Source organism: Sporosarcina sp. FSL K6-5500 (genome assembly GCF_038005665.1).
GTDB classification, from domain to species: Bacteria; Bacillota; Bacilli; order Bacillales_A; family Planococcaceae; genus Sporosarcina; species Sporosarcina psychrophila.
Map to the genome: position 1 here is coordinate 3,811,960 of NZ_JBBOTP010000001.1, position 22,347 is coordinate 3,834,306.

Below are 22,347 nucleotides of genomic sequence, written 5' to 3' on the forward strand. Positions count from 1 at the left end.
TACACTAGTTAATTGGATTAGCAAATTAGTGATAGTTGATTAACGAATGACTAAAGTAACAAAAGGTTTGCCGTTACTACTACTTTAAATTTGAATTATACTTCTTTGTTGGATACTAACACTCAAAAAGTTTTCTATTGAAAAAGCAGCTACGCCTAATGCGGACGAGAGTGTGGATAACTCCGAAAAATCAATTTGTAAATCACTTCGTTGAAACCATAGAGCTTGGTTAGCTACTCTTGTATTCAAAGATTCCTCTAGCCACTTTTTAGAAGAGGCCATCCGGTTACCAATAATCACTTGTTGTGGATTAAAGATATTAATAATGTTATTTATACCTACACCTAAATAGTCCCCAGTTTGTTCAAATAGTTTGATAACCTCTTTATTGCCATTCTCTGCGAGAGTTAATAAATTATTTAAGTCGCCTTCTTTGTTAGAAGGGAGGGGGATATCTAACAGTCCAGCGTTATTGATTAATGCTTGTTCTGACGCATACAATTCCCAACAACCATCATTTCCACAACGACATTTAGAACCATTAACTTGTATTGTCATATGGCCAAGCTCACCAGAAAAACCATTGGACCCTTTATACAAAGAACCATTAAGAATAAGTCCGACACCTATTCCAATCCCAGCACTTACATAAATGATATTTTCAAACTCTTTTCCAGCACCAAATTTCTTCTCTCCGTAGGCACCAGCATTTGCCTCGTTTTCAATAATAACTGGAAGGTTATATTTTTTTTGTAAAATTGACTTTAAATTAACGTTTGTCCAGTTTAGATTTGGCGCTAGCAAAACTTCCCCACTATTATCAACTATTCCCGGTACACCAACACCGATTCCAACGATTCCGTGAGGGCTAGGTGGCACAGAAGAAATTAGGGAATCGATGGTGTTAAATAATTGTTCTTCAATTTCATTATAAGAAAGGTTCTTAAAAGTCATTACTTTCTCTTGAAAAATATTTCCGTCTAGGTCAGTTAAAACGCCGAGTAAGTAATTCACCCCTAGATCTATTCCTATCGAATAGCCAGCTGAATTATTAAATAATAACATGACAGGTCTTCTCCCGCCGCTAGATTCACCTGGACCAGACTCATAGATTAAGTGATCCTCTAGTAATTCGCTCACTAAGGATGAGACAGTTCCTTTGTTTAAACCAGTTTGATTTGCAACAGCAGCCCTTGAAATAGGGGAGTTATTTTTAATTTTATCTAAAACTAAAGATTTATTGCCTTTTTTGACTACATGATGATTCCAAGTTTGATTAGCATCCATCTTCATTCCATTCAACTCTTTCTCTCTTTTTTTTCATTCTAACAAATAAAAACTTGATTAGATACAACTTCGTATTCAACTGATTTGAGTGTCTACCTAACTTTTGTGAAAAGAATTATAACGTCCTTTTCCTATTTTTTTGGGAAAAACACAATTAAAAATCACAAAAATAGACGTAGAAAAAAACTTTGTTCATCCACTAGACTAACAACTTCCTGTTTGCTATAATGAAAATGCATACAACAATCTGAATATTGTTGTTTCAAAAACTTGAGTTGGGGGAGATAAATAATGAGGAAAAAGAAAGCGTTTACAATTCTGCTATCCACTTTTGTTTTGTCTTTATTATTAGTAGGTTGTTCAGATTCAGGTAAAACATCTAGTGATACTGAAATAAAGTTTATGCATCTATGGCCCGAGGGGAGCTCTAAACAGCATCATGAAATTGTAAGTGAAATTATTGCTGATTTTGAAAAGGAACATGAAGGTGTCAAAATTGATTTAGAAGTGTTAAGCAATGAGCAATACAAAGATAAGTTAAAGGTTCTATCAACATCTAAAGAATTACCAGACGTTGGAATGACTTGGGCAGCAGGATTTTTAGAACCCTATGTAGGTGGTAATATGTTTGCTCCATTAGATGATCTTATTGATAAAGAATTAAGCGATACGTTCATTCCAGGAACTGTAGAGGCTTATGCAATAGATGGGGTGACTTACGGTCTTCCACTAGAATTGAACATTGCGTCAATATATTATAATAAAACTATGTTTGCAGAGCATAATCTCGAAGCACCAGAAACATTTGAGGAACTAGAAAATGTAATTAATGTATTTAAGGCAGATGGAATACAACCTATCGCTTTAGGTAACAAAGATCCTTGGACAGGTTCGTTATGGTATATGTATCTAGCAGACCGAATTGGTGGTGCTGAAGTCCTTAATAAAGCGATCGATAGATCCGGTACTTTCGAGGATCCAGCATTAATTGAAGCAGCAGAAAAAGTGCAAAACCTTGTTGATATGGGGGCATTTGTCAAAGGATTTAATGGTCTTTCTGATGAAGAAGCGAAAAGTATGTTTATGAATGAACAAGCACCAATGTATTTAATTGCAACATGGGATTTACCAAATTACACAACAAATGAAGATGTACCTCAAGAATTTAGAGATTCTGTAGAGTATCTCAAGTTTCCAACTGTGGATGGAAAGGGAGATATGAATAGTTTTATTGGGGGACCTGGAGTTGGATTATTTGTTGCGGAAGATTCTGATGTAAAAGAAGAAGCTAAAGAATTTGCCGCATTTTTTGTTAAACAATGGGGCGAGAAATCTGTCACAAAAGCTGGCGTTATTCCAGCATCAAAAGTGGATGCTGGATCCTTAGACCTGCCACAAATGTATATCGATATATTGGATGAACTTAATTCAGCAAGCAATATTACTATGTTTGCTGACGTTCAAATGAGTCCAAGTGTAGCACAAGTGCATTTAGATGCGATTCAAGCCCTTTTTGGGAATCAAATGACACCTGAAGAGTTTGCGAAAGCGCACGAAGAAGCCCTTTCGAAATAGTAAAAAGCATTCTGCATTGCGTAAAGTCAAATTAACAATGAAGAGGACATATCCTTAACATCGGATGGTCCTCTTCTACTTCATAAGATATGGGGTTGAGTGTAATGAATAAAGTAATGTCAAATAAGCTATATATAGCACTTTATATTTTACCAGCACTCCTGTTGATTACTGTACTAATATTTATTCCATTAATCCTTACGGGTTACTATGGATTAATGGACTGGGACGGCATTGGTGCAATGAAATTTATTGGATTAGAAAATTATATTAATGGGATTAAGGATCTCAAATTTTGGAGTAGTGCTTATCATTCGTTTTTACTAGCAATTTTCTCGACAATGAGCTTAGCGCTATATTTGTTAGTTTCATTAATATTGGCATCCAAAATAAAAGGCGCTGATTTACTGAGGAAAATATACCTGATTCCAATGCTTTTGTCTTCAGTTGCGATCGCTCAACTTTGGATCAAAGTATACAATCCGTCGAATGGTATTTTAAATGCTATTCTTATCAAAATAGGGATTGATAATCCGCCCGCGTGGTTGGCCGAGCCATCACTAGTATTATTTGCTATTTTCATACCAATTTTGTGGCAATATGCTGGATTTTATATTTTGATTTACTATGCAGCACTTAAAAATATTCCTGAATCGATGATAGAGGCAGCGAAAATTGATGGTGCATCTGCTTTTCAAATTGCCCTTAGGATTAAGCTACCTCTAATTAAAGAAGTAGTAAGCGTCACAGTCGTATTAGCTATTGTTGGATCACTAAAGTACTTCGATTTGATTTATGTTATGACTGGTGGAGGACCAAATGGAGCGAGTGAGGTTATGGCGTCCTATATGTATAAACTAGCTTTTTCAAGTTATGATTTTGGATATGGAAGTGCCATTGGATTCTTATTGTTGATCATTACCTTAGTAGTAACGTTAGTTGTTCGGAAATTTACTACTTCCAACGAGCCAATAGAATATTAGAAGGAGGTTTATGATATGGGTCGCATTGGTTACTTTTTTCTTTACGTTTGTCTAGCAGCTGTAGCGTTGTTCCAGATACTCCCAATAATATGGCTTTTCATTTTCTCATTAAAAGATAATAAAGAGATATTTGCTGGATCACCATTTGCTCTACCGTCGGAGTTTAGATGGGAAAACTACCAAAAGGTTTGGGATGGTGGAATAGGCATTTATTTCTTCAATAGTGTTTGGATTACTGGTCTAGCGATTATCCTAACAGTATTGTTTGCGAGCATGGCAACTTTCGCAATTACAAGAATGAAATGGAAGTTAAGCGGTTTCGTATTGGGGTTGTTTATGGTTGGACTAATGATTCCAATACACTCTGCTTTGATACCACTTTTCAGTATGTTCTTAAGCGTAGACTTAATTGATAATCCTTTCGCTGTTGTCATTACATATACGGCTTATAATTTACCAATCACAATGATGATATTACTCGGCTTTTATTACACATTGCCTCGTGAAATAGAAGAAGCCGCAATTATAGATGGATCTTCAGTTCATCGATTGTTTTTCCAAATTATTCTTCCGATGACTGTGCCAGTAATGTCTACTACTGTGGTTATTAATATGATTTATAATTGGAATGAATTTGTATTTGTAAATACGTTTATAAGTTCAGAAAAATATAAAACATTAACCGTAGGTATTCAAAACTTTATTGGGCAATATATGACAGACTGGGGAGCAATCGGAGCAACGTTAATCATTAGTGTGTTACCAATTATTCTTGCATTCATCTTCTTTAGTAATAAAGTCGTTGAAGGGATTTCTGCTAGTGCAGTGAAAGGGTAATAAGTGTATGGCACATAAAAAAACTTCATACAACGGGGGATTGAACTGCTCCGTTGTGTGAAGTTTTTTTCGTGAAAAAAGTCGTTAATTCTCGATATTAACGGGATTGCCATTTTTCTTATTCGTTTTATTAAAAGCATGTAAACTGACCCACATTGTTATGTATGCGTATGAACTTCCACCAAATATGAATGCCAAGGCAGGAAAACTTTTCATAATAAAAAAGAGTGGTACAAGACAGAGTATTATCAATAAACTATTGAAGGGGTTTATTAACATAATAAAAAAGCTGTTTTTCATAACATATTGTACTTTTATATCGTAATGAACAAAGGCAGGAAAGATATAAAATAATAACATAATGAAAAGTAACATAAATGCAAATAAAGGTATATATGTCCATGTTAAATCCCCGTTAGTATTACCTTGAATGTAAATAATATCAATCGTAATTAAGAAGATTATTATACTAATAAATATTCCCAAAAGATTGCTTTTTAAGAAGTCTCTCCGATAGTATTCCCAAAAGGCTTTTAAAATTGGCTTTTCTGTATTTCCTTTTAACCATTCTCGGGTTATTGCAAACATTGCTATAGTAGCTGGGAAAAAGCCGAAAATTATTCCGCCTGCTAATGAAAAAAGTATCCACAATAAATTTAAATAGGCAAACCTTGTTATCCATTCAAAAACGTTATAAATAAAGCCACTAGTAGGATTCATTGACAACCACCCTTATTTCCTGACTTATAGAATAAGCCAATCTCATTATTTAATAGAAAGAGGAATCATTAAAAGCATACACTACTCATATAAAAAGTTCATCATTTCCAGTGATAAATGCAATCAGTTTTTTAAGTTAAAAACTTTGTTCAACTAATAGACAAACTAATGATTTGTGTTATAATTACAAATGTAAGCCTTTACATTCGCTGTTGCTTTGTAACATAAAAAATCTAGGAGGTACAAACAATGACTTATTTCCTAAACATTGACAAGATTAAATTCGAGGGTTCATTATCAACAAATCCATATGCATTTAAATTTTATAATCCCGAGGAAAAAATCGGTGATAAAACAATGGAAGAAATATTACGCTACGGAGTCTCGTATTGGCATACATTTACGATGAATGGCTCAGATCCATTTGGCGGAGGCAACATGATTCGCTCGTGGGATAAGTTTAGTGGTATGGATTTAGCTAAAGCCCGCGTAGATGCTTCATTTGAATTTTACGATAAAATTGATGTACCATTTTTCTGTTTCCATGATATTGATATAGCACCAGAGGGTAGCAGTTTAAGAGAGTCTAATCAAAACTTAGATACAATTGTAAGTATGATCAAAGACTATATGAAAGATAGTAAAGCAAAATTACTTTGGAATACGGCGAATAACTTTACACACCCACGATTTGTTCATGGTGCTGCCACTTCAAGTAGTGCAGATGTATTTGCTTATTCTGCAGCTAAAGTGAAAAAGGGATTAGAAATCGGTAAGGAACTTGGTGCAGAAAACTATGTATTCTGGGGTGGCCGCGAAGGTTATGAAACACTTCTGAATACAAACATGAAGCTGGAGCTGGATAACTTAGCACGTTTCTATAATATGGCTATTGACTACGCCAAAGAAATTGGCTTTGATGCCCAATTTTTAATTGAACCTAAGCCAAAAGAGCCTTCAACACATCAATATGATTATGACGTAGCTACTGCACATGCATTCTTGCAAAGTTATGGTCTTGAAGATCATTTCAAGTTCAATATTGAAGCAAACCACGCGACACTAGCGGGACATACATTTGAACATGAACTTCACTATGCACGCATTAATAATATGCTGGGTTCAGTTGATGCAAACCAAGGGGATCCACTTATCGGATGGGATACAGATGAATTCCCTACGGATTTATGGTCAACAACACTTGCAATGTATGAAATTCTTAAAAATGGCGGACTTGGTAGGGGCGGCCTAAACTTCGATGCGAAAGTAAGAAGAGGTTCATTTGAGCCAGAAGATTTATTCCATGCACATATTGCTGGAATGGATGCTTTTGCAGTAGGTTTAAGGGTGGCACAAAATTTAATTGATGATAAGGTCTTGGAAAGTATAGTCGAAAATCGCTATCAGACTTACACAGAAGGTATTGGACTTGCTATTGTTGAAGGAAAAACAGACTTCCGTAAACTGGAAGAGTATGCTTATGGTTTATCAGATATAAAACAGACATCTGGTCGCTTAGAACAAATTAAAGCAACAATCAATCAATACTTATTGAAAGCTTTCGCTAACTAATTAAGTTTTGAATGGCAGGAGAGATGTAGCTATGAAATATGTAATAGGTATAGATTTAGGAACAAGTGCTGTTAAAATTTTACTCGTCAATCAACATGGCGCTGTTGTTCAAGAGGTATCGAAATCTTACCCACTAATTCAAGAGAAAACGGGATATAGTGAGCAAAACCCTAAAGATTGGGTTGATCAGACTGTATCGGGTCTACTTGATCTTTTGAAGGATTTCGATGGGGATCCAGAAGATATTGAAGGCATTAGTTTTTCTGGGCAAATGCATGGACTTGTTTTGTTAGATGAAAATAATGAAGTATTACGTCATGCGATTCTCTGGAATGATACAAGGACAACAGCGGAGTGCAAGCGAATTTATGAAGTCGTTGGAGAAAAGCGTTTGTTATCTATTACAAAAAACCACGCATTAGAAGGATTCACTTTACCAAAAATAGTATGGGTTAAAGAACATGAGCCAGAGTTATTTAGTAAGGTTAAGACGTTTGTTCTTCCAAAAGATTACTTGCGTTACAAGCTTACAGGTAAATTACAAATGGAGTACTCTGATGCAGCTGGAACACTTCTATTGGATGTCAGTAAAAAAGAATGGAGTACAGAAATCTGTGAATTACTAGATATTGATACCAGTCTTTGTCCACCATTAGTTCACTCCTATCAGGAAGTAGGTAAGATAACATCTGAATTTGCAGAATCTACTGGTCTTGCCAACTCTACACGTGTATTTGCAGGTGGTGCTGATAATGCTTGTGGTGCTATTGGTTCAGGGATTTTAGAGGATGGAAAAACACTTTGTAGTATTGGGACATCTGGTGTTGTTTTGTCTTATGAAGCAAGTCCTGATAAAGATTTTCAAGGAAAGGTTCATTACTTTAATCATGGTGCTCCCGACGCGTTTTATACAATGGGTGTCACTCTTGCAGCGGGTTATAGCTTAACTTGGTTTAAAGACGTTTTTGCGGGGGACGAATCTTTCGATGATTTACTAGTCGATGTTGGGTCTGTCCCTGTTGGATCTAATGGACTGGTATTTACTCCTTATTTGGTGGGTGAAAGAACACCACATGCAGATGCTGCAATTCGTGCAAGCTTTATTGGAATGGACAGTTCTCATCACAGAAAAGATTTTGTTCGAGCAATTCTTGAAGGGATTACATTTTCGCTAAATGAAACTATTGATATTTTTCGTCAAAAGGGCAAACAAATCGATACGGTCATATCAATTGGCGGTGGTGCGAAAAATGAAGATTGGCTTCAGATGCAGGCTGATATTTTCGATGCTGATATTGTTAGACTTAAAAGCGAACAAGGACCAGGTATGGGGGCAGCCATGTTAGCAGCTTATGGATGTTCATGGTTTGATTCATTGAAGGATTGCGCGAATGAGTTCTTGAAGGAAGATAAACGATTTCATCCCAATAAAACTAATGTGGAAAAATATAAAAAGATGTTCGCTATTTATCAGGATATTTACGGTCAAACAAAAGATATTAATCGAAGGCTTTTAGAATTCCGTAGGTAGTCCTTTTAAATAAGAGTCTCAACTAGTTAGTTGGGACTCTTATTTATAGAAATACTAGTAACTATTCTGCATAACGGTGAAGAAGTTAATGACGAACATAACAGATAAGTGTGAAATTCTGACATAAAAGTCACTAATGAGATCTAACAAGAACAAGTGAATCCAAATAGGATAGAACTATTATATACAGTTTGAAGCATGTTCACCGAAGTTTTGCGGAAATGAAATGGATATGATTTGTTCGTAAAAGAGTGAATAATTAATATTATCGTGAGTGCCAAAACGGCTTTTATTCATTAGTATACGTATTAAAGCTTTTGTTCTTGTATTTCAAATCTGTTGTTATAGGCTTTGTTAAAAAATACTTGGATAAGTGGAGTGAGGACAAATGAATTATCGTCAAATTGGCAATACAGATTTAAAGGTAAGTGAGCTCAGCTTTGGTACTTGGGCAATTGGCGGAGCTTGGGGAAGAACGAATGATCTAGAAGCATTGAAAGCTTTAGACCACGCAATAGGAAAAGGTGTAAACTTTTTCGATACGGCAGATGTTTATGGAGATGGCCATAGTGAGGAACTATTAGCGAAAGCAACCAAAGGAAAACAATCTGAAATTCATATAGCAACTAAATTCTGTCGAGCAGGGGATGTACATGACCCTAAAACATACTCAATGGAAAGTGTTACAAAGTATTGTGAAGACAGCTTAAGACGACTTAATCGCGATCAACTTGATTTGTTTCAAATTCATTGTCCACCAATGGAGATTTTAAAGAATGGTCAAGTGTTTGAAGTACTTGATCGTTTGAAAGAACAGGGGAAAATTCGCTATTATGGTGTTAGTGTTGAAACTGTTGAAGAGGGTTTATTCTGCCTGGAGCAACCTAATGTTAGTGCATTGCAAGTCATATTTAACCTATTTCGTCAAAAGCCGTTAGAAGCACTATTTCCGCAAGTAAAGGAACAGGGGGTTGGTATTCTCGCGCGGGTTCCACTAGCAAGTGGGTTATTAACAGGGAAATTTAAAACCAATTCACAGTTTGAAATAGATGATCATCGTAATTTTAATCGAGATGGAGAAGCATTTAATATTGGAGAAACATTTGCAGGGGTAGAATTTGCAAAGGGTATAGAGTTAAGTGACAAACTTACTTGGATAGCTGAAAATAGAGGGAATATGACACGGGCAGCACTCAAGTGGATTTTAGAACACGATGCAATTTCTTGTGTAATACCTGGATTTAAAAGCGTTGCTCAAGTAGAAGATAACTTGCAAGCTGTAAACGTAGAAAGTTTTACGGAAAAGGAAATGACCAAATTGGCGGAATTTTACAAGGATGAAGTGCAACCGGAAATTAGAGGGGCGTATTGAGTTTGTAATGAGGCTGTAAAAGCGTCTATGCTTGTTTCAGCAGAAGCTTTTACTAATACATTGGTTATCACAAAAATGCCAAAGGGAAAATTCCTTAGGCATTTTTACATTACTTCGTTTTACTGGAACATCATCATATTTATGTTTATGTGTAGTTGCAAAAACGGAATCATCTAATTGCAAGGCGTATGTAAGTATTAATGTGGTACTATTAATTTTGACATAATAATCTAAAGTGAAAATGTTTTTTGAAAAAGGTAAAGAGGTGCTTTGATGATCAATCAATTACGTAAAATTTATTCTTCACTTCTTGTATATTCTGAGAGAAAGGATAACCTAGACCGTACATATAAGTGGTTTGTGACAGACGACAATGAAATAATTGGTATTAGTGAAGAAGAATTAACTTCCAAAGATGTATCTTTATTAACTACTTTCTTATTACCATATAATATAAACTTACCATTACCTACCGATGAAGAACAAAAGTGGAGAAATACAATTCATTCGACTGAAATAAATTCTAACTTTGAAATTAAAAATCCCTATCGCTTTATTTACTTTTCAATCAAAAAAAATCAAATTGACCCAATTATATTTAAAGATGCCATTCAAGAACTATTTGCAAATCCAGTTCCTATTCTATGGGAAAATGGACATGAAGGGATTATTATAGAAGAACAGACAGTCTATGAAGATAGCATCTCTTTTGAAGAGATTAAAGATATACTCATGAGCGATTTATACGTGAAAATCAACTTCTTTATAGGATCTTATAAAGACGGTTTGGAGGACATCGCTCAGTATTATCACTCATTAATAAATGCGGCTAAGAAAGTATTTATATATACGAATAAGACAGTAGTAACGTTTATTGATGCTGTGCCCTATCTACTTATCAATCAAACAGAATCAGATTTACGTTCCGATATTGGCAAAACTATTTTACAAGAATACATAAACGATGAAGAAACACTGAAAATGATTGAAACGTTTCTTCAATGTAATTTAAATATATCGGAGACTGCAAAAGTATTACATATGCACCGAAATAGCCTACAATATCGGTTGGATCGTTTTTTTGAAAAGACGGGGATTGATGTCCGACAATTTCATCATGCAATGACAGTTTACCTGGCACTTTTAGCCAGAAAGTAACTCCATTTGTTCGGAAACACCGTTCATAGTAAATATGCACGAAGACTGTCCAGATCTTTGTGCATATTCACCATTACTCAAATAGTGTAAATATTGTATTCTATTAATAGTAGATGAAAGCACTTACATACACTGGAGGGAATAAAATGGCAGACTTGAAATTGGTAAATATAAGAAAAGTATATGATAAAGATGTTGTTTCCGTTAAAGATTTTAGTTTGGAAATTAGAGATAAAGAATTTTTAGTATTAGTTGGTCCATCAGGTTGTGGAAAATCAACAACACTTAGAATGATTGCTGGTTTGGAAGAAATATCAGGAGGCGATCTTTTCATCGGGGGTAAAAGAGTGAACGATGTCCCACCAAAAGATCGTGACATTGCTATGGTTTTCCAAAACTATGCATTATATCCACATATGGACGTTTACAATAATATGGCATTTGGTTTGAAGCTACGTAAATTTAAAAAAGATGAAATAAAAAAACGTGTTGATAATGCGGCTAAAATTTTGGGACTTGAGGACCTCTTAAATCGTAAACCAAAGGCACTTTCAGGTGGACAGCGTCAACGTGTTGCTTTAGGACGTGCTATTGTACGTGATGCCGAAGTATTCTTAATGGATGAGCCATTATCTAACTTAGATGCTAAGTTACGCGTACAAATGCGTGCGGAGATTCAAAAGTTGCACAGGCGCCTGCAAACAACAACTGTTTATGTAACCCATGACCAAACGGAAGCGATGACAATGGCCACGCGGCTCGTAGTAATGAAGGATGGATTTATTCAGCAAGTAGGAGCCCCTAAAGAAGTTTACGATGAACCTAACAATGTTTTTGTTGGTGGTTTTATTGGTTCTCCAGCAATGAACTTCTTAAACGGTAAACTAGAAGAGAATCATTTTGTCATGGGAGATGTAAAGGTTCTGGTACCCGAGGGTAAAATGAAATATCTTCGCGAGCAAAACTATATTGGTAAAGATATCATTCTAGGAGTTCGTCCAGAAGATATTCATGATGAACCGTTATTCCTTGATTTTTCTCCTGAAACAAAAATCAGGGCTTCGATTGAAGTTGCTGAATTAATGGGAGCCGAGATTATACTTTATTCTAAAGTAAATGACCAAGACTTTGTTGCACGTGTAGATGCGCGTTTCAATGTTGTGGCTGGAGAAACAATCGACTTAGCATTTGACCTTAATAAAGCACACTTTTTCGATAGCGAATCAGAATTACGAATTAAATAAGATTAAAAAGTAAAGCCACTAAGGGAATTAATTTTCCTTTAGTGGCTTTGTATTTGGATTCTTTGATGTTGAAAATGGTTGCCAAACACCACCTATATATCTATTTAACATCTTATCTACAAACACTACTTATTGTCGATCATAAAACTCATCTACCGGAACAAATAAACCGACTTTTCCATGTGTTTCATGATCTAACGTGGCGAAAACAATGCCAATCACCAGCCCCTTGCTATTAAATACGGGGCTACCGCTATTACCTCGATAAACCGGTGCCTTCATCATAACGACAGGTACATCCCAATCTGGTAGCTGGATATAATCAATTATCGTACCTTCATTTGCAATGCCCTTAAAACTTAAAGGATTACCAATAAAGTTTATGGCTTCATTAGCTGTAAAAGTCGTTTTTTCAGCGAGTTCTAAATGGGGTAGGTCTTGTCCATTGACTTTTAATACAGCAAGATCGACTGATGGATAGGTATATACAACTTCTGCCGTAAAACGTCCTTCTACTGGGAAAAAGACATTTACTGTGTCGGTTCCTTTGACAACATGATAGTTTGTTAGAATAGTTCCGTCACTCGAAATGGAGAAACCTGTGCCTTTGCTTTCAGCGGATTGAATAACAACAACAGATTTCTTATAGGTAGCAATGTTTTCTTGCTTCGATAATTTTGAGGAAGTTTGTAAGAATTCAATGGCTGGGATTGAATACACTTCAAAAATGATCGCAAATGTGTTGAAAACCATCACAATGGAGATAAGCCAAAATAGCCATTTTGGAAATGGGCGTTTCGTTTTGGGGGTTGTTTTTTCTTGCGCCTCTCTATAAAGGACCTCCTGTTGTGCTTCTAATACCAGTGCTTGTAGCTCTTCATCATCAATTTCCTCATTTGAATCAACGTCTTTTAAATCAGGCGGTTGTTTTTCATTCGAATTCATGCACGCACACCCTAACTATTAAATACATTTCGTTATAGTTCATTATAGCAAAGGAAAGAATACAACGTTTTTTCTTTTATTTGTTTGTCATCATTTATTAAGTCAGAACATATAATGAATGGTTCAATGACATTTAGATGGAAGAATGAATATTGTCCAAGCGTATTTTTCTTACACAATTATTTAGTAAAAGGGGAATGAGATATGAGCAGAGAAAAGCAGAGAATGTTGGTCCTTTCTATAGCATTAGCACTTGGGATTGGCGGAGTGATGCCATCTTATACTTTCGCAGCGGTGGAACAAGCTGGATCACACTTTCAAATTGGACAGATTGTCAAAGGGACAGTCGTTGAAAATTGGGGTAATGAAATAATCGTTAAAGGTGATAGCGGTGAACGCTACCATGTAGGATTGCATACTTTTACTGAGGAGAAAATCCAGGCGATGAATTTCTCAGTTGGAGCTTTGGTGCAAATCGAAGGAGAAGTCCTGGAAAGCATTGCGGATTTTTATAGCTTTGACTACTTTGTTAAAAATCTACCGCTCGGGGTGACAAAAGATGAAATTAAAAAGCTTGAACTTCTTTACAATGAGGTAATGACTTTAGAAAAGGATGAGTTATGGGAGGAGGCAGGAGAACTATGGGTGCAAATTAATCGAATAACCAATCCATATTATCTTGCAAATTGGGAGCCTGAAGCATTTGACGTCTATATAAGTATGTTTGAATATCCATTTACGTCTAATGACCTGCTGCAAATGGAAGAACTATATTATCAATGGGTTTCACTTGCAAAAAGTGGGGCGGAGATAGAATCTGGCGTTAAATTAGATCAGTTTTTTGAAATTGTCAATACTTATTATGTAGAGCCCACATTTGAAGAGTATATTATAGATTTAGGTACGACTATTTCCAAAACAGATTTTCCGGTGATAAAGAAATTATATGAGGATGCTCGCCAGGCTAGTAGTGATGGAGACGATCAACTCGCGATGGATAAATGGGAGGCATTTGACTCCGTGATGCGTCCGTATTATCGCGCTGCCAATCCAATGCCCTCATTTGATGAACAAATGGCTTATTATGATTTCGAAGTATCTAAGGAAGATCTTTCTAAACTACAAAAAATTTATACAGGTATCATTGACTTGGAGCTTAATGGTAAATATGATGAAGTAGATAGTCAATGGGAGTCATTTTATAGCATTTTGGAGCCGTATTTCTCAATGAATGTAAATATCCCATTCCGTGCCACACAAGTCATAATCAACGGCGAAACTTTTCAAAGATAAAACGTATGTTAAAATGCCTATCGTTTCGGTAGGCATTTTTGTGTTGTCTTAAATATAACGTAAATATTTCTAAAGCATTGAAAATTAGTTTTAGGTAGACGTCTGTGTAAAGCTACTCAGTCAATACACCCTAATTTCACTACAGCTTCCAATTGCTAGCCTGAATAACTTATGACAAGTAAGAGCATATTGATAAGTAAATTACATTTTCACCGCCGATAAACGCATATAATAATTTACTCTTTAAATGCATTTATCATTGAAAGTAAATGAATATCTTCATTTTATGTAGAAATTCATAGGAGGACCTCCATGAAAAGTATTGTCAGGGTAACCAAAGTAGAAATAACTAATTTGAAAAACGTTAAAAATGGTGAGTTTCACACAAATTCAACTTTCAATACATTGGAGAAAGCTGATGTCATAGGGTTTTATGGTCAAAATGGTTCTGGGAAAACTGCGGCAGTGGAAGCGTTCAATCTGTTAAAGACTTTATTATCAGCCAATTATAATGCTCCACTTCCCAAGCTCACATCTAATTTGCTATATTTTAATGAAAAGACTATTCGTTTATTGTTTCAATTTATTGTTGAAAATCAATTCGGTGAATTCTACGTTAACTATTCAGTTTCTTTGACGGCGGGAAAAGGAAGGTATCAAGTTGTCGAAGAACAAGTAGTATATCGAGAAAATAAGGAAAATGAGCCATTCAAAGTTCTAATTTCGAAAACTGTTAAAGGATTAACGATAGGAGCTAATGAATCACATGAAATGAATGAATCTGCAAGGGTCTCAGTCATAGTAGCAAATAGAATGGCCACTAGTAACTCAACTTCTTTTGTATTTCGAGAAGAGTTAAAGGAAGTATATGAAGAGCATTTAGAAGAAACTGAAATTGAAATCATGAAAAGTCTTTCAGATGACCTTAATCGTGATTTACACATTATTGATACGATTCAATATGGTTTATTAGTTGCCAATCTTGTTATGCCTTTTAGTGTTCATTTGGAAAGAAAGCGTGGACATATACCCTATGAGATGGCGGACACAATGGTGTTACCACTGGACTTATTTAAAACGATTGACCAAGTGGTTAGTCAGACGAATATTGTCTTGCAGACCATTATCCCAGGCCTACTAATAAAGATAAGGCAGATCAATAAGCAGAAGTTGAGTGATGGCAGTGAAGGGGTTCGCTTTGAGTTTCTATCAAAACAAGGGGAGATTGAACTTCCTTTACGAAGTGAATCGGAAGGTACATTGAAAATCATTTCTATCTTAAGTACTCTTATTGCAGTTTATAATAATCCGAACGCTTGTGTTGTAATTGATGAGCTCGATGCAGGGATTTTTGAATACTTACTTGGCGAAATATTAGAAGTTCTGAACGAAAATGCACAAGGTCAACTTTTTTTCACTTCTCATAATTTAAGAATATTAGAAGTGCTTCCAATTCGAAACTTATGGTTTACGACTCTTAACGAAGAGGATAGATACCAACAATTAAAAGGGGTTGAAAGGCTAAGCAATGCACGGGATATCTATCTACGTGCAGTGCAACTGGGCGGTCAAGACGAAGAAGTCTATGCAGAAACGAATTTATATGATATTAAAACGGCATTCCGAAAAGCTGGGATTATACATGACAAATACTAAAAAGAAGGTCGTGTTATTACTTGTCGAGGGAAGCTGCGAAGAGGTATTGCTATACAATCGGTTACGCAGTCTTTTCGAGCAGCATAATATACGTTTCCATATTCAGCACGGCGATATTTTATATGACTTGGACAGGCCGGAAGAACCTATCAAGTCTGTGATTGGAAATGCAGTAAATGAATTTATGATAAAAAGTAAATTTCGTCCTGAAGATGTATTCTGTGTATTGCATATTATTGATATGGATGGTTGTTTCATCCCAGAAGATGCGATTGTTATTGATGACACCCAAAAAGAATTAACGCTTTACCACGAGGATCGAATAACTGTTCCGCATGAAAAACAAAAGCAACAAATAGCAGCTAGAAATATGGATAGAAGTACAAATATCAATATAATGAAGGCATTGGATAAGATAATTGCTGGTGAAATCGACTACCGTATGTATTACTTTTCAAGAAATTTGGAACATGTTCTATTCAAAGAACCCAATCCAGAAAAGGATAGGAAATTTCCAGAAGTAGAACGGTTTATTGAGCAGTTGGAGATACCAATTGAAGACTTTTTACAGGGATCTATGCCATTGGTAAACGGTGCAGATTCTTATAAGGAAAGCTGGGAAAAGATTTCTGAAAGGACGGCTTCATTGCAAAAATATAGTAATGTGCCTTTGTTATTCGAATTTGTTAAATTACGGTCTGGCTTTCAGAGTCCCTAAAATAGCGTATAGTCAGGTGTTAGTGTTCAGTTATAAGACAAAGAAAAAACCACTTTATTTCAAAAGTGGTTTCTTTTCTATGGCTTTCTATTTGATGTATTGACCTGCAACCTTACATGGAACGAATTAAAATATCTCTGACACTTTCTCGATCTAATTCTTTGTAAAGGCCAACCCCAGGTTTGATAAAAGTTTTATCGATAATTAATTCAATATCTTTGTCGTCAATCCCATAGTCGCTCAAACGATTGGGAGCATCGAGAGAATCCCAGAATGTACGAAGCGCTTTCGCTCCTTCTTTTGCGACTTCAATATCACTCTTGCCTTTATCAGAAATACCAAAAACGTTCATTGCCAACATTTTTACTCGGGATGGATCATCTTCAAGTACATGCTCTAACCAGTTTGGGAACAATATGGCCAGTCCTCCACCGTGTGGTATGTCATAAACAGCCGAAAGTGCATGTTCTATTCGATGAGACCCCCAGTCACCGCCATCTGTTCCATTCGACAATGTTTCATTAAATGCAGTTGTACTAATATACATCATCGTCTCACGATGTTCATAAGAAGTTAAGCCTTCAAGTAATTTTGGTGCAGTTTGAATCGCTGTTCGGAGTAGTGATTCAATGAATCCATCGATCATAGGCGTGTTTCTTGTACGATGGAAATAACTTTCAAGAGCATGAGACATACTATCGACAATTCCATACACTGTTTGTTTACGGGACACCGAGTACGTATAAGTCGGATCCAGGATTGAAAACTGCGGGAATACATGTGGCGAACCCCAACCAAGTTTATCCTTTGTGTCCCAGTTTGAAATAACAGATATCGGATTCATTTCAGAGCCAGTTGCCGCTAATGTAAGGACAGTTCCGATTGGGAGAGCTGATGTTATCGGAGCTTTTCGAGTAATTAAATCCCAAACATCTCCGTCATACTTAGCTCCAACAGCAATAGCTTTCGTACAATCAATCGCACTTCCGCCACCGACGGCTAAAAGAATGTCGATTCCCTCTGATTTGCAAATTTCAACGCCTCTATGCACCGTTGTTAAACGTGGATTTTGTTCCACACCAGGAAATTCAAATACCATGGCTTCTGCTTTAGTGAGTTCTTTCATCACATCTTCATAGACACCATTTTGCTTAATACTGCCTCCACCATAAACTAGAAGGACTTTCTTATGAGCAACTTCTGTTGATAATTGACTAATTTGTCCCCTACCAAAATATAACTTCGTCGGGTTGTGTTGTGTAAATATATTCATCATTGCACCTCTTCTTAATAAAATCTTTCATCTCGCTGCAAAGGGGGATATGAGCCCCATTTAAAAAATTACAGTACGAACATTCTAGGTGGGATAACAGCTGAGAAAAGCCCTATTTGTTCAATTAATACTTTATCACGACTAGTGTTCAATCGTCGCAGATGCTGATCTAGGGTAAGGTATGTATCACTATATCTCCTATATATGTTAAGATAATGATGTCTGAAATATTGGACAATAATTTTCGGCTTGGCGACTAAAAAGATCCATCGAGCCTAAGTTCTTATTTTCTATCATAATTGAAGAGAAGAAAATGGTAACGATGTCCAATTCATTATCGAATTGCTTCATTAGATAGTTAGTGTAGCAGGGAACTAACCACCAAGCAAAGTGTATCAGTAGAGATTCAATCTCATTCAAGCTGATATACCGATTCAATTTCCTAGTTAGTTTCGGCAGTGAACTACTTTTGGAGAATAATACGATATTTTTAATTGATCAAAAAGAGGGGTTAAGTCTAGAGTTCAGTAAACTGGTTTCTATGATGGATTATACTAGAGTTACAACGATTCGTGAAATCGAAAGTTTAACAGTTGAAGAATTGGATTTTCTTTATGGAGAAGAATCGAATTCAATCGGAATGTTGCTTGCTCATATGATATCGGTTGAAAAGGCATACCAAATCTTCACGTTCGAAAATCGAGATATTACAGATGATGATAGTAGTACGCTAAATCCAGGATTAGATTTAGGGAATAGTGCGCGAGATCAAATTAAAGGAAATAGCATTGATTTCTATTTGGAACAATTAGCTGAAACAAGGAACAAAACAATTGAAACGTTTAAAACATTGAAAGATGAATGGTTATTTGAACAAATGTCATTTTGGGATGGACTACCCACGAACAATTATTTTAAATGGTTTCATGTGTTTGAAGACGAACTAAATCATCGAGGTCAGATTCGAATTATAAAAAAGATGATAAATAAACCTAAAGGGCGATAAAGTGACAGAATCTAACGCAAACAAGATTGTTGCAAATACTAGTTTAAAAGAGAGTAGAGAAGGGTTTCATTCGAAAAAAATGCAAATTGCAACTAAATATGTTGAATTAAAGAATCCCATTGAATTTACTGTGGCGCTCAATAATGAGAGAGGTGTAATTCGGGGGGGGTAGAACGCTTGACGCCTCTCGCCCTAAGCCTGGATTGGCGCTTCGCATCCAGTCTCACGGCTTCGGCTACCCCTTTGCCACGCCTACGCTAGCGTTGTTCATTATTGAAGAGAGTTATGATTCGGAGTGTAGATGCCGAGATTATAATGTGATTACTTTTTGATAGTGATTTAATTCAAGAAAGACGCACTAGAGATTGCAGGTCTCATTCCGGTAACGAAATGCTCTTTCTCACATAGTCCATCCAGCGAAGGTGCGTCTTCGTGGTAGCCGGAGCGATGAGACTGAAAGGGGTCTTCTTTCTGGCTTATCGCGGGAGGCATCCACAAAGCGTCGAAGCGGTATTGGCAGGAATTCTAATTTGCTCTATGTAGTGGGGCTTTTTCAGTGGCCACCCAAAAGCCTTTGTAAAGCGTATACGCCGTATTCATTTGTTCAACATATATAGTCGAAAAGCCTATCAACAGCGGAGTGAGATTATAGGACATTATCAACGAGCATGTGGTCAAAATGGTGCTGTCCCAGTCACTGACGAGTTGAAGCGGAAATACGATAGGCGACCAGCTTTTTAGATGAATTGAGGAATATGTACAGTGGAATTGAAACCCAATACTTTACGATGAAAAACGGTTCAAGGGGGTATTATTCCTTGAACCGTTTTTATGTCCATATTAATCATTGTATCTTATTAGAACTTTTTAGTATTTGTTGAAGTGCCTCCCCGATTGTACCAAATGTAAACTGAAAACCTTCCTTTTCTAATCGATCAGGAATAACCCAACGGCTTTTCAAAATCAATTCCGTTTCAGTGTTCATAAAGATGGCTCCCATTTCGAGCATCCATTTTGGCGAGGGTAATCCGATCTTTCGGTTCATCGTTTTTCGCAGTTGTGTCATGAATACTCGATTCGTGATCGGCTGGGGAGCCGAACAATTGAATATGCCATTCAATTGTTCGTTGCTTTGAAGAAATAGGATGATTCGAAACACATCTTCTATATGAATCCAACTAAACATTTGGTTACCTGTTCCTTGCACTCCGCCGAGCCCAAAGCGGACGAGGTTGAGGTAGGGCTCCATCACTCCACCATCTTCACCGAGGACAATAGCAATTCTTAAAGCGACTTTCCTTGTTTGGGAGAGCTGAAAATCAAATAGGGATTTCTCCCAAGCTTGTGCTACTTCTACGGAGAATCCGGTTCCAATATCGCCACTAGCCTCCGTCATAGGTCGATCCTCCGCATGTCGATAAATCGTAGCCGAGCTCGAATTGATCCATAATGGCGGTGGATTTTTACAGGCTAGCAGAGCATTTCCAAGTATTTCTGTGGTCCCAGTTCTGGAGTCTAGGATTTCTTTTTTATTCTTCTTATTATAGCGGCAGTTGACGGACTTCCCAGCAAGATTGATGAGCATCTCGGCACCTTCTAAGGCATCTACAATACCTACACTATCCGTCCAAAAAAGATGATGGGGTTGTCTTGAAATGATAATTACTTCATAGCCTATATTCGTAAACTTCTCTTCAAAGTATTGACCTATAAAACCCGTTCCACCAGCTATGACTATTTTCTTTTTCATATCATCCACTCGTTTCTTGTAGTTCTTCCTAATTGGACGATGCTTTGCTCAGTTATGTTGCAAAGTTAGATTTTGACTTAGAGAACCAAGCTCCCTTGTTGTTAGCGTGAATTAATCGACGAAAAATAATGAAACCGATGTTCTTATTGTGATACAATACATGCAAAGCATTTGCATAAGCAGGGGGAGTATGGCGTGTATCTTACCAATATCTGAATCAATATATTAAGGATTTCACTAGCTATATAGAAATCTATTTTCCCAGCTTAATTAGGAGGTAAATAGAATGATTTATGTAAAAGGAATTGTATCTTTTCTGTCCAACAGTAAATTACCAAAAACAAAAACATATATGAAAAACAAATTTGTAAGTATGAAAATTATTGAAATAACCGAGTGGTATTCAACTACTGAGGAAGAACAATCTGTAGTGATCACATGTAGTTTTACTGTTTCTATGGACGAAGACTATGTATGCAAATCACTTGAGGATTACAACGGAAAAGTTAAACCTTTTTTACAGAAACATATAAAAAGTTTAATTTATAGAGTAGAAATTCATCACTTAAATTATTTAAGGAAAAGTGAAATGAAATCAACTGCTCGTATATCTTCATATTAATTAATCAAAAATTTCTTCTGATGTGTAAGCAATACTAATCGTTTAGTCCTATGACCGTTTAAATGTGTGAGATATGTATAATGAGCTCTGAAATAATCTGTGTAAATAAGGGAGGTAAAACGATGGTCCAAGCATTCAATACAGCAGAAAGTTACCAATGTCCTATTTGTAAAGGCAATAATAATTGCTGTAATTCCACAGAAAAATCTCTAGGTATATGTTGGTGTAGTGGAGAGTTCTTTCCGAAAGCAATTTTCGACCTAGTACCTTACGATCAATTGAGAAAATCATGCATATGTAAAAAATGTCTAGACGAGTTCGTAGAGTGATAGAAGAGAGGGGGTATAAAATATGTACGAACAAAAAATGAAGGCAACAGACAATGATGTTATTGAATTTATTGAGAATGTAGAAAATCCGAAAAAACGTGCAGATGCTTACTCGCTACTTGATATATTTAAAGAGACGACTGGCTTTGAAGCAAAAATGTGGGGACCAAGCATTATTGGTTTTGGATCGTATCATTATGTATACAAAACGGGCCACGAAGGTGACGCACCTTTGGCAGGTTTCTCTCCGCGAAAAGCAAAAACTAGTTTGTATTTTGCACCCGGAGATAGCGAACGTGATGCATTGTTGGCGACATTTGGAAAACACACTTCTGGCAAAGCATGTGTGTACATTAATAAAGTCGATGATATCGATACGAACGTATTAAAAGAGTTAATTACTCAATCGGTTACGTTTTTGCAAACACAATATCCGGAGAATTAATTACGATTTATCAGCAAATAGATATGCGTTG

At 36.2% G+C, this 22,347-nt stretch carries 20 protein-coding genes; 15 read left to right on the forward strand and 5 right to left on the reverse strand.

Annotated features, from left to right (window positions below; all coding sequences use genetic code 11):
- Positions 1–84 precede the first annotated feature (84 nt).
- The gene (locus tag MKX62_RS18125) at positions 85–1,287 is read right to left on the reverse strand and encodes an ROK family transcriptional regulator (protein WP_067213924.1); all 1,203 of its coding nucleotides are present in this window, start codon (positions 1,285–1,287) and stop codon (positions 85–87) included.
- 291 nt (positions 1,288–1,578) lie between these two features.
- On the opposite strand from MKX62_RS18125, the gene MKX62_RS18130 reads away from it, so the two are divergent.
- From MKX62_RS18130 to MKX62_RS18140, 3 genes are all read left to right on the forward strand, one after another.
- Positions 1,579–2,862, forward strand: a complete 1,284-nt coding sequence (locus MKX62_RS18130) for an extracellular solute-binding protein (protein ID WP_340742026.1) — start codon at positions 1,579–1,581, stop codon at positions 2,860–2,862.
- A gap of 104 nt (positions 2,863–2,966) precedes the next feature.
- Complete coding sequence (locus MKX62_RS18135) at positions 2,967–3,845, forward strand: carbohydrate ABC transporter permease (protein WP_187047656.1); 879 nt, start codon at positions 2,967–2,969, stop codon at positions 3,843–3,845.
- A 15-nt stretch (positions 3,846–3,860) separates the two neighbouring features.
- A complete protein-coding gene (locus tag MKX62_RS18140; RefSeq protein WP_340742027.1) occupies positions 3,861–4,682 on the forward strand; it encodes a carbohydrate ABC transporter permease in 822 nt (273 codons plus the stop codon).
- A gap of 84 nt (positions 4,683–4,766) precedes the next feature.
- Here the strand turns inward: MKX62_RS18140 and MKX62_RS18145 are convergent, their stop codons facing one another.
- A complete protein-coding gene (locus MKX62_RS18145; protein ID WP_340742028.1) occupies positions 4,767–5,402 on the reverse strand; it encodes a YesL family protein in 636 nt (211 codons plus the stop codon).
- 249 nt (positions 5,403–5,651) lie between these two features.
- Here MKX62_RS18145 and xylA point away from each other — a divergent pair, with 249 nt between their 5' ends.
- The 5 genes from xylA to MKX62_RS18170 all read left to right on the forward strand — a co-directional run bounded on the left by xylA (position 5,652) and on the right by MKX62_RS18170 (position 12,279).
- Complete coding sequence (gene xylA, locus MKX62_RS18150) at positions 5,652–6,974, forward strand: xylose isomerase (protein ID WP_338652503.1); 1,323 nt, start codon at positions 5,652–5,654, stop codon at positions 6,972–6,974.
- A 31-nt stretch (positions 6,975–7,005) separates the two neighbouring features.
- The gene (xylB, locus tag MKX62_RS18155) at positions 7,006–8,505 is read left to right on the forward strand and encodes a xylulokinase (RefSeq protein ID WP_340742029.1); all 1,500 of its coding nucleotides are present in this window, start codon (positions 7,006–7,008) and stop codon (positions 8,503–8,505) included.
- A 388-nt stretch (positions 8,506–8,893) separates the two neighbouring features.
- Positions 8,894–9,877 carry an aldo/keto reductase gene (locus MKX62_RS18160; protein ID WP_340742030.1) on the forward strand — a complete coding sequence of 328 codons (984 nt, stop codon included), beginning with the start codon at positions 8,894–8,896 and terminating at the stop codon, positions 9,875–9,877.
- A 273-nt stretch (positions 9,878–10,150) separates the two neighbouring features.
- Positions 10,151–11,035, forward strand: a complete 885-nt coding sequence (locus tag MKX62_RS18165) for a PucR family transcriptional regulator (protein WP_340742031.1) — start codon at positions 10,151–10,153, stop codon at positions 11,033–11,035.
- A gap of 146 nt (positions 11,036–11,181) precedes the next feature.
- Positions 11,182–12,279 (forward strand): ABC transporter ATP-binding protein, encoded by a 1,098-nt coding sequence (locus MKX62_RS18170; protein ID WP_067208792.1) that lies wholly within the window; start codon positions 11,182–11,184, stop codon positions 12,277–12,279.
- Positions 12,280–12,408: 129 nt separating this feature from the next.
- On the opposite strand, the gene MKX62_RS18175 is transcribed toward MKX62_RS18170, so the two are convergent.
- Positions 12,409–13,224 carry a S1C family serine protease gene (locus tag MKX62_RS18175; RefSeq protein WP_340742032.1) on the reverse strand — a complete coding sequence of 272 codons (816 nt, stop codon included), beginning with the start codon at positions 13,222–13,224 and terminating at the stop codon, positions 12,409–12,411.
- A gap of 204 nt (positions 13,225–13,428) precedes the next feature.
- Between MKX62_RS18175 and MKX62_RS18180 the strand changes: the two genes are divergently transcribed.
- The 3 genes from MKX62_RS18180 (at position 13,429) to MKX62_RS18190 (ending at position 16,891) form a co-directional block, all read left to right on the forward strand.
- Positions 13,429–14,517: a hypothetical protein gene (locus tag MKX62_RS18180; RefSeq protein ID WP_340742033.1), complete on the forward strand. Its 1,089-nt coding sequence runs from the start codon at positions 13,429–13,431 to the stop codon at positions 14,515–14,517.
- Positions 14,518–14,829: 312 nt separating this feature from the next.
- Complete coding sequence (locus MKX62_RS18185; protein ID WP_187047665.1) at positions 14,830–16,173, forward strand: AAA family ATPase; 1,344 nt, start codon at positions 14,830–14,832, stop codon at positions 16,171–16,173.
- Positions 16,160–16,891: a hypothetical protein gene (locus tag MKX62_RS18190; protein ID WP_067208802.1), complete on the forward strand. Its 732-nt coding sequence runs from the start codon at positions 16,160–16,162 to the stop codon at positions 16,889–16,891. The genes MKX62_RS18185 and MKX62_RS18190 overlap by 14 nt, the downstream gene beginning before the upstream one ends.
- 112 nt (positions 16,892–17,003) lie before the next feature.
- Here the strand turns inward: MKX62_RS18190 and MKX62_RS18195 are convergent, their stop codons facing one another.
- Positions 17,004–18,164, reverse strand: a complete 1,161-nt coding sequence (locus MKX62_RS18195) for an iron-containing alcohol dehydrogenase (RefSeq protein ID WP_340742034.1) — start codon at positions 18,162–18,164, stop codon at positions 17,004–17,006.
- Between the two features lie 541 nt (positions 18,165–18,705).
- On the opposite strand from MKX62_RS18195, the gene MKX62_RS18200 reads away from it, so the two are divergent.
- Entirely contained in the window at positions 18,706–19,170 is a 465-nt protein-coding gene (locus MKX62_RS18200; RefSeq protein ID WP_067213926.1) for a DinB family protein, read from the forward strand.
- 844 nt (positions 19,171–20,014) lie between these two features.
- Here the strand turns inward: MKX62_RS18200 and MKX62_RS18205 are convergent.
- Complete coding sequence (locus MKX62_RS18205; protein ID WP_340742035.1) at positions 20,015–20,920, reverse strand: TIGR01777 family oxidoreductase; 906 nt, start codon at positions 20,918–20,920, stop codon at positions 20,015–20,017.
- Between the two features lie 286 nt (positions 20,921–21,206).
- Here MKX62_RS18205 and MKX62_RS18210 point away from each other — a divergent pair, with 286 nt between their 5' ends.
- From MKX62_RS18210 to MKX62_RS18220, 3 genes are all read left to right on the forward strand, one after another.
- Positions 21,207–21,542 (forward strand): hypothetical protein, encoded by a 336-nt coding sequence (locus tag MKX62_RS18210; protein ID WP_067208807.1) that lies wholly within the window; start codon positions 21,207–21,209, stop codon positions 21,540–21,542.
- A 122-nt stretch (positions 21,543–21,664) separates the two neighbouring features.
- Complete coding sequence (locus tag MKX62_RS18215; protein WP_067208809.1) at positions 21,665–21,871, forward strand: cysteine-rich CWC family protein; 207 nt, start codon at positions 21,665–21,667, stop codon at positions 21,869–21,871.
- Between the two features lie 22 nt (positions 21,872–21,893).
- Positions 21,894–22,316, forward strand: a complete 423-nt coding sequence (locus MKX62_RS18220) for a DUF1801 domain-containing protein (protein ID WP_067208812.1) — start codon at positions 21,894–21,896, stop codon at positions 22,314–22,316.
- Positions 22,317–22,347 lie beyond the last annotated feature (31 nt).

Bases quoted from the DNA above. Each gene is read 5' to 3' on its own strand.
- MKX62_RS18125 (WP_067213924.1), bottom strand. From the start codon at position 1,287: ATGGATGCTAATCAAACTTGGAATCATCATGTAGTCAAAAAAGGCAAT.
- MKX62_RS18130 (WP_340742026.1), top strand. From the start codon at position 1,579: ATGAGGAAAAAGAAAGCGTTTACAATTCTGCTATCCACTTTTGTTTTG.
- MKX62_RS18135 (WP_187047656.1), top strand. From the start codon at position 2,967: ATGAATAAAGTAATGTCAAATAAGCTATATATAGCACTTTATATTTTA.
- MKX62_RS18140 (WP_340742027.1), top strand. From the start codon at position 3,861: ATGGGTCGCATTGGTTACTTTTTTCTTTACGTTTGTCTAGCAGCTGTA.
- MKX62_RS18145 (WP_340742028.1), bottom strand. From the start codon at position 5,402: ATGAATCCTACTAGTGGCTTTATTTATAACGTTTTTGAATGGATAACA.
- xylA (WP_338652503.1), top strand. From the start codon at position 5,652: ATGACTTATTTCCTAAACATTGACAAGATTAAATTCGAGGGTTCATTA.
- xylB (WP_340742029.1), top strand. From the start codon at position 7,006: ATGAAATATGTAATAGGTATAGATTTAGGAACAAGTGCTGTTAAAATT.
- MKX62_RS18160 (WP_340742030.1), top strand. From the start codon at position 8,894: ATGAATTATCGTCAAATTGGCAATACAGATTTAAAGGTAAGTGAGCTC.
- MKX62_RS18165 (WP_340742031.1), top strand. From the start codon at position 10,151: ATGATCAATCAATTACGTAAAATTTATTCTTCACTTCTTGTATATTCT.
- MKX62_RS18170 (WP_067208792.1), top strand. From the start codon at position 11,182: ATGGCAGACTTGAAATTGGTAAATATAAGAAAAGTATATGATAAAGAT.
- MKX62_RS18175 (WP_340742032.1), bottom strand. From the start codon at position 13,224: ATGAATTCGAATGAAAAACAACCGCCTGATTTAAAAGACGTTGATTCA.
- MKX62_RS18180 (WP_340742033.1), top strand. From the start codon at position 13,429: ATGAGCAGAGAAAAGCAGAGAATGTTGGTCCTTTCTATAGCATTAGCA.
- MKX62_RS18185 (WP_187047665.1), top strand. From the start codon at position 14,830: ATGAAAAGTATTGTCAGGGTAACCAAAGTAGAAATAACTAATTTGAAA.
- MKX62_RS18190 (WP_067208802.1), top strand. From the start codon at position 16,160: ATGACAAATACTAAAAAGAAGGTCGTGTTATTACTTGTCGAGGGAAGC.
- MKX62_RS18195 (WP_340742034.1), bottom strand. From the start codon at position 18,164: ATGAATATATTTACACAACACAACCCGACGAAGTTATATTTTGGTAGG.
- MKX62_RS18200 (WP_067213926.1), top strand. From the start codon at position 18,706: ATGATGGATTATACTAGAGTTACAACGATTCGTGAAATCGAAAGTTTA.
- MKX62_RS18205 (WP_340742035.1), bottom strand. From the start codon at position 20,920: ATGAAAAAGAAAATAGTCATAGCTGGTGGAACGGGTTTTATAGGTCAA.
- MKX62_RS18210 (WP_067208807.1), top strand. From the start codon at position 21,207: ATGATTTATGTAAAAGGAATTGTATCTTTTCTGTCCAACAGTAAATTA.
- MKX62_RS18215 (WP_067208809.1), top strand. From the start codon at position 21,665: ATGGTCCAAGCATTCAATACAGCAGAAAGTTACCAATGTCCTATTTGT.
- MKX62_RS18220 (WP_067208812.1), top strand. From the start codon at position 21,894: ATGTACGAACAAAAAATGAAGGCAACAGACAATGATGTTATTGAATTT.